The 12,260-nt window shown below is 42.4% G+C and carries 7 protein-coding genes; all 7 read left to right on the forward strand.

What is annotated here, in order from left to right; genetic code table 11:
• Positions 1-316: 316 nt before the first annotated feature.
• The 7 genes from PQ461_RS10160 (at position 317) to PQ461_RS10190 (ending at position 12,223) form a co-directional block, all read left to right on the forward strand.
• Positions 317-3,319 (forward strand): SusC/RagA family TonB-linked outer membrane protein, encoded by a 3,003-nt coding sequence (locus tag PQ461_RS10160; RefSeq protein WP_274303947.1) that lies wholly within the window; start codon positions 317-319, stop codon positions 3,317-3,319.
• A 13-nt stretch (positions 3,320-3,332) separates the two neighbouring features.
• A complete protein-coding gene (locus PQ461_RS10165) occupies positions 3,333-4,964 on the forward strand; it encodes a RagB/SusD family nutrient uptake outer membrane protein (RefSeq protein ID WP_274303948.1) in 1,632 nt (543 codons plus the stop codon).
• 120 nt (positions 4,965-5,084) lie between these two features.
• Positions 5,085-6,317 carry a DUF2264 domain-containing protein gene (locus PQ461_RS10170; protein ID WP_274303949.1) on the forward strand — a complete coding sequence of 411 codons (1,233 nt, stop codon included), beginning with the start codon at positions 5,085-5,087 and terminating at the stop codon, positions 6,315-6,317.
• Between the two features lie 34 nt (positions 6,318-6,351).
• Positions 6,352-7,473 carry a glycoside hydrolase family 43 protein gene (locus PQ461_RS10175; protein WP_274303951.1) on the forward strand — a complete coding sequence of 374 codons (1,122 nt, stop codon included), beginning with the start codon at positions 6,352-6,354 and terminating at the stop codon, positions 7,471-7,473.
• A gap of 1 nt (position 7,474) precedes the next feature.
• A complete protein-coding gene (locus PQ461_RS10180) occupies positions 7,475-9,331 on the forward strand; it encodes a glycoside hydrolase family 2 protein (RefSeq protein WP_274303953.1) in 1,857 nt (618 codons plus the stop codon).
• A 207-nt stretch (positions 9,332-9,538) separates the two neighbouring features.
• A complete protein-coding gene (locus tag PQ461_RS10185; protein WP_274303954.1) occupies positions 9,539-10,555 on the forward strand; it encodes a zinc-binding alcohol dehydrogenase family protein in 1,017 nt (338 codons plus the stop codon).
• A gap of 24 nt (positions 10,556-10,579) precedes the next feature.
• A complete protein-coding gene (locus PQ461_RS10190) occupies positions 10,580-12,223 on the forward strand; it encodes an alpha-L-fucosidase (protein WP_274303956.1) in 1,644 nt (547 codons plus the stop codon).
• The last annotated feature ends 37 nt before the right edge of the window (positions 12,224-12,260 follow it).

Consider the following 12,260-nt stretch of genomic DNA (forward strand, 5'->3'; position numbering starts at 1 on the left):
GGTATCTTTATAGTTTCTGTATTTTATAATATAGAAACTATTTTTCTTTTAAATAAATTCCAATGCTTTTAAAATGCGAATCAGCATTTTAAGCCCCCTTTAATTTGCCGTTTAGCCCCCCTTGCGGCACGATAAAAACCTATTAATTAGCTTAAAGTAAAGCGAGCCAATTACGCTTTCATTGCCAATTAATAAAAGCATAAACTTAAATTTTTTCTATGGATAAAGTCAGTAATCAATGACGCTGTTACAGCGTGCTATTGCGCATTCCCTTACAAATTAATTAAACCATCCAATTAATCCTAAAACGAACAATATGAGAAAACTTATATATCTCTTATTACTTTTTTCTTTCACAATTATTTCCGGTTTATGGCAGCCTGCATTTGCACAAGGCTCATTTACTCTAAAAGGCAGGGTACTTGATTCAAAAGGTAACACCTTACCCGGAGCAACAGTTAAAGTAGAAGGCACAACGCAGGGCGTTATGGCCGATGCTTCCGGAAGCTTTTCAATTACATTGAAAGCCCCGTCAACATTAGTGGTGTCATTTACAGGTATGGCAACCAGAAGTGTCAGCGTTACAAGTGCTACAAAAACGATAGACGTAACGTTGTCTGACAATGGCCGTAATTTAAATGAAGTAGTTGTTGTGGGCTATGGTACACAAAAACGTGCAGACATTACCGGGTCTGTTACAACGGTACCTAAAGCCAGGTTGTCGCAATTGCCGGTTACCAACGTATTGCAGGCATTAGAAGGTGCGGTAGCGGGTGTAAATATCACTACTACATCATCTGTACCGGGTAGCCAGCCAACTACACTTTTAAGAGGTCAAAATTCCATCAACGCAAGTTCCAGCCCTTTTGTGGTAGTTGATGGTATTCCGTTAAGTAAAACCGGCGGATCATTAAATGATATTAACCCAAATGATATTGCGTCAATGGAGATCCTTAAAGATGCATCTGCTGCTGCAATTTATGGTACAAACGCATCAAACGGCGTTATCCTGATCACTACCAAAAGAGGTACCACGGGTAAAGCTGTAATTCGTTATACCGGTTATGGCGGTTTTGAAAACCTGGCCCATGTGTTAGAACCAAGAGATCCGGCATCATTTACACAAAAATACCTGGATTACCTGTCGCAAAATAACCTGAAACAGCAATTTACTGAGCCGGTTTATAATAGCGGCGAACGTGCCAATTATGCAGCGGGCCGTACTGTTGACTGGATGAAGGAAGTTACCCAACAAGGTTACATGCAGGATCATAACCTGAGTGTATCGGGCGGTACTCCTGATGTTAAATACTATGTATCGGGCGACTACCTGAAGCAGAAAGGCGTAGTTAAAGGTTATCAATACAACAGGGTAAGTATCCGTTCAAATCTGGATATCAATGTTACAAACTACCTTACCGTTGGTACATCAGCCTTTATTACCAACAACAATTACGATGGGGGCAGGGCCAACTTATTATTTGCTACAGCCATGAGCCCTTATGGCAGCGTTTATAATACAGATGGTACTTACATGATCTATCCGCAGGCACCAGAGCAGTTATATACCAACCCGCTGTTAGGTTTAACAACCAGTGTAATAAACCGCAGTGTAAACTTGGTAGGTAATGGTTATGGCGAAATCAAATTCGGTGGCTTTTTAAAAGGGCTGCGTTACCGCCTTAACGTTGGTTACAACTATTTGCCTACGCGCTATAATTCTTATAGCGGCCGTTTAGCTAACACACCATTGGGTTCGGCAACAGCACGAAACGAGGAAACCAGAAGTTACACCATTGATAACCTGCTATATTATACCAAAGATATTGGTAAACACCATATTGATATAACAGGACTATATGGCGCACAGCAACGTAATTACTTTGTTAGCGGCCTAACAGGTACAGGCTTTATAAACGATGAACTTACCTTTAACCAGATAGGTGTTGCTTCAACAGTTTCAGGTGCATCTGTTAACGGTAGTTTTTCAGGAAGTTATGCCGATAGATATGCTTTAAACTACCAAATGGGGCGTGCGGTGTATTCTTATGATCAACGCTATGTGATTACGGTAACAGGCCGTCGCGACGGGTCATCGGTGTTTGGCGCTAATACAAGCAAATATGGATTTTTCCCATCTGCAGCATTAGCATGGAATATCAGTAACGAATCTTTTCTCCAAAATTCAAAGATTGTTAATAACCTGAAGTTAAGAGGTTCTTACGGTAGTGCCGGTAACGAAGCAATCTCTGTATATCAAACTATCACTACTGACGGTACGGTTCGTTTCCCTTTCAATGGTGTAAGCAATGTCGGTGTACAGGCCAGCAACTTAGGTAATGCTAACCTGCATTGGGAAAGTACAAAGCAAGCTAATATTGGTGTCGATTTCTCTGTTCTAAAAAACAGGATAAGCGGTACTATAGATGCTTATAACTCAAATACCAGCGGACTTTTATTGAAAAGAAGCCTGCCTGCTATAACAGGTTATGCCAATGTTTGGGATAATTTAGGCAAAACTAATAATAAAGGCCTTGAAGTAACGCTTACTACCCGTAACATCCAGGGTGACGATTTTCGTTGGGAAAGTAACATCGTTTATGCAACTAACAAAAATAAAATAGTAGACCTTTACGGAGATAAGCAAAGCGATTTGGGTAACCGCTGGTTTATTGGCCAACCAATAAGTGTTATATACGATTATAAAATGGTAGGCGTATGGCAAAAAGGTGAAGATCCGTCGAAACAAGACCCAACAGCCAAGCCTGGCGACCTTAAATTTGCTGACTTAAACGGTGACGGCAAGATTACGCCGGACGACCGTACAGTATTAGGCCAAACTACACCAAAATGGACAGGTGGCTTAACCAACACATTCCATTACAAAGCATTAAGCTTAAGTGTGTTTATACAAACTGCACAAGGCGCTTTAAGAAACAATGCCGATTATAATTATGCAGATGAGGCAGGAAGAAGAAATACCCCTGCTGAAATCGGATACTGGACACCTACAAACGGAAGTCAGGAATTCCAATCGTTATCTTACACTAATACCAGAGGATATGGTTATCCGCACGATGCCAGTTACACCCGTTTAAAGGATATTACTTTAAGTTACAATCTGCCTACAAGCCTGATCTCAAAATGGGGAATATCAAGCCTTAACGTTTATGCCAGCGGACGGAATCTTAAAACCTGGACAAACTGGATAGGATGGGATCCTGAACAGACCTATTATACCCGTGGCTCAGGCGACTACGTAAACAACTATCCGCTTACACGCACCATTGTACTCGGTTTAAATGTTTCATTAAAATAATCAGCACAACTACATGAAAAAGATATACTTGATATTAGGAACTATAGGGATGGTTGCTGCAACGTTTACTGCATGCAAGAAAAGTTATTTAAATGAAAAGCCTTATTCATCTTATGCTCCTGTAACCTTAACAGATTCGCTGGGTTTTGAGGCAGAGCTTATTGGACTTTACCAGCGTCAAACCGGTATCCTTACATGGGCTGACCAGCAGGGCTGGCCAAGCGTATGGCAGGTAGGTACTGATGTGGCTAACGCAACAGCTAATCAACAGGGTGTTGAAGTACCCTATTATAATTATTCGCAGCTGACCTCCACAGATCCGGCCGCCTCATTTGTATGGAGCCGTTATTACAGTATCATCAATAACTGCAATATTATTATTGATGCTGCACAGGATCAATCGCTTACCAAAATTGGCCCGGTAGGTAAAAAGCAAGCCGAAGCCGAAGCTAAATTTTTCAGAGGCTATGCCTATAATACGCTTGCTACCTTATTCGGCAAGGTGCCTATTATCCTTCACACGGTAACAGGTCCAAAATTTGATTACACACGTGCTTCGCTTGATGATGTTAACAACCAGATCATCAGCGACCTTACATTTGCAGCAACCAACGGTTATGATTTAAACGCCGGAACCAGGAACGTTAACGTACAGGGTAAACCGGTTGGCAGGGCCAACAAATACATGGCTATGCAGGCATTAGCAGAAGCTTATTTACGTATGGGCAAAAATGACCTGGCAGAGCAGCAGGCGCAGGCAGTAATCAACAGCGGTAAGTTCAGCTTAATTAAATCTCGTTACGGGGTAAGGGCAAGCGGTGCCGGTGATTATTATTCTGATATGTTTGTATATGGCAACCAGCGCCGTTCGCAGGGTAATGCAGAAGCCATTTGGGTGTTGGAGCAGGAAAATCCTTCAACCGTTGTTGGTGGTAATGTTGATAACGCACAGCAACGCCGTGTTTGGGGAGCTGCATATTATGCGATTCCGGGTATGGCACTTGCAGATAGCCTTGGTGGCCGAAGCATTGCCCGTTTACGTTTAAGCAATTGGGTAATTTATTCGTTGTATAAAAATACAGGTAGCGACATCAGAAACTCACAATACAGCCTGAAAAGACGTTTTTATTACAATGACCCTGCATACCCTAATCTGCTTGGTAAACAAGTGCCCTACACTGGTGCCGATACACTTTTCCGTATTTGCCCGATGATTACCAAATGGGGAGCGTTTGATCCTAATGATACATTTGGTTATGCCATGATCAAGGATTTTATTATGATGCGCCTGGGCGAAACTTATTTGCTTTTGGCCGAAGCCCAGATGAAACAGGGTAAAACAGGTGATGCTGCAAACACCATTAACGTACTTAGGGCCAGGGCTAACGCAACGCCGGTAACCGCAGCCGATATCAACCTCGATTTTATTCTGGACGAACGCGCAAGGGAACTTATTGGCGAAGAGAACCGAAGGATGACCTTGATGCGTACCGGAACATTAGTTGACAGGGCTTTGCGCTTAAACAGCAATGATGCCCAGAAGCCGATCACCGGTTTAACGGCAAAAAACCTTTTGTTACCAATACCGCTTACAGAGATACAGCTAAATAAAGATGCTGTACTACAGCAAAATCCGGGTTATTAATTGCTAATCCTTTTAAAAAGAAGCGGCTCTTTCAAAGGCCGCTTCTTTTAATTTCCCGCGTGTTTGTTAAGCTCATATGATTACTTTTATGGGCAATAGCCTTTTTGAAAAGCATTTACCATGATTAAATTTCCGTCATCGCTTATAATCTTATTGTTGTTTTTTATTACCCCGGTCACAAAGGGGCAAAGCACACAGCCCTTGTCTGGCCGTAAGCAATGGCTTGTTTTGATGGATAAAGTAGCGCGGCCGGTAATGGAGAACCTGGCGCATGACGAATTGAAATCAAAAATGCCCATGCAACTGTCAAGCCATATCGATAATGCACAGAGCAGGGCATCGGTAGGATATCTCGAAGCATTTGCACGCACACTTAACGGCATTGCGCCATGGTTGCAATCAGATGGGGGAAGTGCAGATGAAATTGCTTTACGTAATCAGTATCGAAAATGGGCTTTACAGGCTATTGCAAATGCCGTAAATCCTAAATCAAAAGATTATATGAAGTGGAATGGCGGCCAGCCGTTGGTTGATGCTTCTTTTTTTGCTTATGCATTGATACGTGCTCCGTGGCTTTGGGAAAACCTGAATGATACGGTGAAGGCGCAGGTAGTAGATGTTTTGAAAGGAACACGTAGTACAGTGCCGGTATACTCAAACTGGATACTTTTTTCGGGGATGATTGAGGCCTTTTTTTGTAAATATAATTTGGATTATGATCCGGTACGTATAGAGTACGGTATCCGTGAGTTTACAGAACATTGGTATGTGGGGGACGGTATGTATGCCGATGGGATGGATTTCCATTTGGATTACTATAACAGCTTTGTGATCCAGCCATACCTAAGTACCATACTCGAAGAAGTAAATGCTAAGAATAAAAGCTATACGAGGCAAGCAGCAAAGCAATTGCTAATCGGACAGCGTTACGCTGTTATTTTAGAGCGTTTAATCAATACAGATGGTAGTTTTCCTGTAATCGGCCGGTCAATCGCTTATCGTTGTGGTGCTTTCCACCACCTTGCTAACGAAGCTTTAAAAAAACGTTTACCCGCTTCGCTTAAGCCGGCACAGGTGCGGTGCGCATTATTTGCTGTAATTAATAAGACCTTAAACGCTCCTGGAACTTTTACAAAAGATGGCTGGCTGAACATCGGCTTGTATGGCAAGCAACCTGATATAGCCGAATTTTACATTACAACAGGTAGCCTTTATCTCTGTGACGATGCCTTTTTGCCATTAGGCTTGCCAGAAAGCGATGAATTTTGGACAGCTAAGAACGAACCCTGGTCGTCAGTGAAAATATGGAGCGGCCAGGATTTTCCGGCAGACCATGCTTTGGATCTGCATTGAAATAATTTGATCAACATTATTATACACTCTGCAAATGAAAAATAAATCAATAATTAAGTGCCTGTTTTATGGTCTTTTTATGGCGTTTACCGGCATTGCTTTCAATGGTAATGCACAGGAAAAAGCATTTCATCCCGGGCAAATATGGCCTGATAATAAAGGTGTGCATATTAATGCTCACGGCGGCGGGATGCTTTATCACAATGGTATCTACTATTGGTTTGGCGAGCATAAAATAGAAGGCGATGCAGGCAACCGGGCAATGGTAGGTGTGCATTGCTATTCATCAAAAGACCTTTATAACTGGAAAGATGAAGGCATAGCCTTAGCCGTATCCAATGATACCACAAGCGATATAGCCAAAGGCTGCATACTGGAACGCCCGAAGGTGGTCTACAATAAAAAAACTAAAAAGTATGTGATGTGGTTCCACCTCGAGTTGCGTGGACAAGGTTACAAAGCTGCACGTGCGGGTTTAGCAATTGCCAATAAAGTTACAGGCCCTTATACATTTGTGAAAAGCTACAGGCCTAATCCGGGTGTAATGCCAGTTTACCCGGTGAATACTGCAGACAGTGATAAGGTAAATTGCACTAACCCAAAGAACAGGAGCGAAGGCTACTTTTGCCGTGATTTACCCGGCGGGCAAATGGCAAGGGACATGACCGTTTTTGTTGACGATGACGGCAAAGCCTATCATATTTTCTCTGCTGAAGAAAACGCTACGCTTGATATTGCTGAACTAAATGATGAATACACCGGCCACACTGGTAAATTTACACGTGTTTATGCAGGCCATTCTACCGAGGCACCAGCCATATTTAAGCGCAATGGTATTTACTATCTTATTGGCTCTGGTACTACAGGCTGGGCACCTAATCCGGCCAGATGGTTATCATCAACCTCTATATGGGGGCCGTGGACTTATCATGGTAACCCTTGTAAGGGTGATGGCTCACAAATTACTTTTGGAGGTCAAAGCACTTACGTTTTACCTGTAGCCGGTAAAAAGGATGCTTTCATTTTTATGGCCGACAAATGGACGCCTAAAAATGCTATTGACGGCCGTTACCTTTGGTTGCCTGTTGAATTTAACGGAAATGATATTGAAATACGCTGGAAAGACAGCTGGAGCCTTGATGATTTTAAAAACTAATATGAAAAAATTTAGTGCTTTATTTTTAATCCTGCTGTTTGCGGTAACTGCTTATGCACAGGATAGCCTGATTACCAATATACCTGCAAGAAAGTCGCTGAGCCTTAATGGAAAGTGGCATTATATTGTTGATCCTTACGAGACCGGCTTTTATGATTATCGCTATAAAGAAATGAATGCCAGCAATGGTGATGCTTATTGGAACACCGGTGTACCTGCCAATAAAACAGACAAAAAGGAGCATGGCTATATTGATAAGTATTCGTTAGATGTGCCGGGTGACTGGAACCACCAGAAGCCCGAGTTTGTGTACTATGAAGGCACAATCTGGTACCAGAAGAGTTTTGATTACCAAAAGGCTTCTGATAACGACCGCTTTTTTGTGTGGTTTGGGGCAGTTAATTACCGTGCAGACGTTTATTTGAACGGCAAAAAGCTTGGGATGCACAAAGGTGGCTTTACACCTTTTAACTTTGAAGTACCTGCTGCGTTACTAAAGGAAAAAGGAAACTTTTTAGTGGTAAAGGTTGACAATAAACGTTACACAGACGAGGTGCCTACGCTTAATACCGATTGGTGGAATTACGGTGGCATAACCCGTGATGTAAAGCTGCTTGAGTTGCCGCAAACCTTCATTCAGGATTTTGTAGTGCAACTTAAAAAGCCAGAACCTGGTAAATCGCCTGCATCAAATCCCGAAGTTATTGGTTGGATTAAGCTGAATACAGTGCCTGCCAACAGAGAAAAGCTAACTATCGAAATACCCGAGCTAAAGGTTAAACAACAATTTGTTGCTAATGCCGCTGTTACGCCAATAGCTTTCAAACTGCCTAAAGTGCAGTTATGGTCGCCGGAAAATCCAAAGCTGTACCGCGTTATTGTTCGATCATCCACAGATAAAACTGAAGATAAAATCGGTTTCAGAACTATTGAAGCATTCGGTAAACAGGTATTACTGAATGGCAAGCCGATATTTATGAGAGGTATCTGTATTCATGGCGAAATAGCTGAAGATGTGCGACGCGCAGTAGGTTATGATGATGCCCGCGAATTGCTAAATAAGGCTAAAGCATTAGGCTGTAATATGGTTAGGTTAGCGCATTACCCGCACGATGAAGCTATGACCCGTACTGCCGATTCGTTAGGTGTATTGGTATGGTCAGAAATCCCGGTTTACTGGACGATTGACTTTGGCAGTCAGGCAGTACTGGCAAAAGCCAAAGCGCAACTGCATGAGATGATCAACCGCGATCACAACCGTGCGAGTATCATTATCTGGTCGGTAGGGAATGAAACACCTATTAGCCAAACCCGTACTGATTTTATGCATAATTTGATTACCGAAGCTAAGTTGCTCGATGATACACGCATGGTCTCTGCTGCGTTGGAGGTGAACTACAGCTCGGGTAAAGACCTCAATATTGTAGACGATCCGCTTGGTCAGTTTGTGGATCTCATTGCATTTAACGAATACCTGGGCTGGTACGGAGGTTTGCCGGATAAATGCCGCACCACCAACTGGGGTACACCCTACAACAAACCATTATTTATCAGCGAAACAGGTGCTGAAGCTTTAGCCGGTTTCCATGCCGATTCGCTGACAAAGTTTAGCGAAGAATACCAGGAATGGTATTATAAAGAGCAAACAAACATGTTTAAAAGGATGCCTGACAACTTTGTAGGTGTATCGCCGTGGGTAATGGTAGATTTTCGCTCCCCTAAACGTAATAACCCAGTATACCAGGAAGGTTGGAACCGAAAAGGCCTGTATGGTGAAAAAGGTGAAAAGAAGAAAGCCTTTTTCATTCTTCAAAAATATTACAACGATATAGAGAAAAAGGGAATAGGACATAAGTAGATTTTTAGCTAATCTGTTCCTTGAAATAATAATAATGAAAACTTGAAAATCTGATTTCTGCAACAAATAGTCTATTTAAGGCATATTTTGAAAAAATGAGTACAATATATTTGATGCTATTAACCAATTAGCAACTTTTACAGTACTCATTTTTTTATTTACGTAATGTCGCGGTAGCAATTAAATACCGTAGATTATATTATTACTATGAAAGCATTAAGTTGTGCCACTCCCGGCACGTTTGAATATATCGAAGTTCCTAAGCCTGTTTTAGAAAAAGGGCATGCAATAATCAAAATAAAACGAATTGGCGTTTGTGGCACAGATTTGCACGCATTTCAGGGTACGCAGCCATATTTTAATTATCCCAGAATCTTAGGGCATGAGCTTTCCGGAGAGCTTGTGGAGGCCGATGGTGCATCTGGTTTTGAAATAGGCGAATATGTAACTTTTGTGCCTTATTTTAATTGTGGTAAATGTATTGCGTGCCGCAACGGAAAGCCAAACTGTTGTACCAATATTAAGGTATGCGGTGTGCATGTGGATGGTGGCATGACCGAATATTTACAAGTTCCGGTCGATGCTTTGGTACATGGTGAAGGATTGTCTTTAGATGAGCTGGCACTTGTAGAGCCATTAGCCATAGGGGCACACGGTATCAGCAGGGCCAATGTGCAAGCCGGTGAATTTGTGTTAATTGTTGGTGCTGGCCCCATAGGTTTAGGCCTAATGGAATTTGCCCGCATTGCCGGCGGACATGTAATTGCAATGGATGTAAACCAGGAGCGCCTGGACTTTTGCAAAACTAATCTGGGTGTTGATTATACTATTAATGCCGCTACAGAGGATGTAATAGAAGCACTGAAACAAATCACCAATAATGATTTTCCAACTGTAGTGATCGATGCCACTGGTAATCAGCGCGCTATTAACAATGGGGTACAGTACCTGGCACATGGTGGGCGTTATGTGCTTGTGGGTTTGCAAAAGGGTGATCTTGTTATGAGTCACCCTGAGTTTCATAAACGCGAGTCCACATTAATGAGCAGCCGCAATGCAACACATCAGGATTTTAAGCAGGTAATCAGTGCCATAAAAAATGGTTTGGTCAAACCATCGAATTACATAACGCATAAAGTAACCTTTGATGCCGTTAAGGATGAATTTGAAAAATGGCTCGATCCGGCTAATGGGGTGATCAAAGCAATGATCGAAATAGGCTAACCATTTACTAAGTAACCAATTATAATGAAGAGAAGAACTTTAATAAAAGGCGCATTAACAGGGGTATCATCATTATACCTATCCCAGTTCTATAAAAAGGCTTTCGGAGCAGTGCCGTCTGGAAATTCTTTTGCAAACGGGCCTTTTCAGCCTACCTGGGAATCCCTGTCTAATTATCAGGTACCGGAGTGGTTCCGTGATGCTAAATTTGGAATGTGGGCGCATTGGAGCCCGCAATGTCAGCCCGAGCGCGGCGATTGGTATGCACGCGGTATGTACCAGGAAGGCAGCGATCAATACAATTATCATTGCCAGAAATACGGCCATCCTTCAAAATTCGGTTTTAAAGATGTGATCAATGAGTGGAAAGCTGACAAATGGGATCCTGAAGAATTGGTATCGCTATACAAAAATGCCGGGGCAAAGTATTTTGTGGGGTTAGCCAATCACCACGATAATTTTGATCTGTATGACAGCAAATACCAGAGCTGGAATTCGACACGCTTTGGCCCTAAAAAGGATATCATTAAAGGTTGGGCAGAAGCAGCTAAAAGAAACGGTTTGCCTTTTGGGGTAAGTATACATGGATCGCACCCGTGGACATGGTATGAAGTAGCACAACGCTCTGATAAGAAAGGCCCGTTAGCTGGTGTACCTTATGATGGTAAACTGACTAAAGCAGATGGAAAAGGTAAATGGTGGGACGGTTATGATCCTCAGGAATTATATGCGCAAAATCACCCGCTTAGCGAAAAAAGTGAAGATAATGGATCCATACACAGGCAATGGGCTTGGGGCAATGGCGCTTACCCGCCATCTAAAGCTTATTGCGAAAAATTTTATAATAGAACCATTGATCTGATTAATAAATATGAACCAGATCTGGTTTATTTTGATGATACTGTTTTACCATTATGGCCGGTTAGTGATGCGGGTTTACGCATTGCGGCTCACATGTATAACCGAAGTATCAGTAAACATGGTAAACTTACAGCAGTAATTAATGGTAAGATTTTAGATGAGCAACAACGCAAATGTATGGTTTGGGATATAGAGCGGGGGCAAAGCAACAGCATAGAACCATTACCATGGCAAACGGATACTTGTATAGGCGGTTGGCATTATGAAAGAAGAATATATGATGATAACAGTTACAAATCTGCAAAAACGGTTATTCATACGCTGGTAGATGTGGTAAGTAAGAATGGCAATTTGCTGCTTAACATTCCGGTGAGGGGCGATGGATCGATAGACGAAAAGGAGCGTGCAATAGTTGGCGGTATAACCGACTGGATGCACGTTAACAGCGAAGCTATTTACGGTACCCGCCCTTGGACAACTTTTGGCGAAGGGCCTGCTATGGAATCGGCAGCGCCGCTTAGTGCACAGGGTTTCAATGAAGGCAAAGGAAAGCCATTTACTGATAAAGATATCCGCTTCACTACTAAGGGTAAAACCCTGTATGCAACTTTATTAGGCTGGCCTGCAGATGGTGAAGCCTTAATTACCAGCCTTGCCGGCAAAGGTAAGGTGAATGCTGTAAGTATGCTTGGAAATAATAGTCAGCTCGCTTTCAAGCAGGAACAAAATGGATTACAGGTAAAAATGCCAGGCACACAGCCTGCTAAGGATGCCGTTGTTCTGAAGATTGAAGGTGCAATTGTTTAACTGGTATATCAGAACCAATATTAACTAAAAAAGACGC

This window comes from Mucilaginibacter sp. KACC 22063 (assembly GCF_028736115.1).
Classification (GTDB): Bacteria; Bacteroidota; Bacteroidia; order Sphingobacteriales; family Sphingobacteriaceae; genus Mucilaginibacter.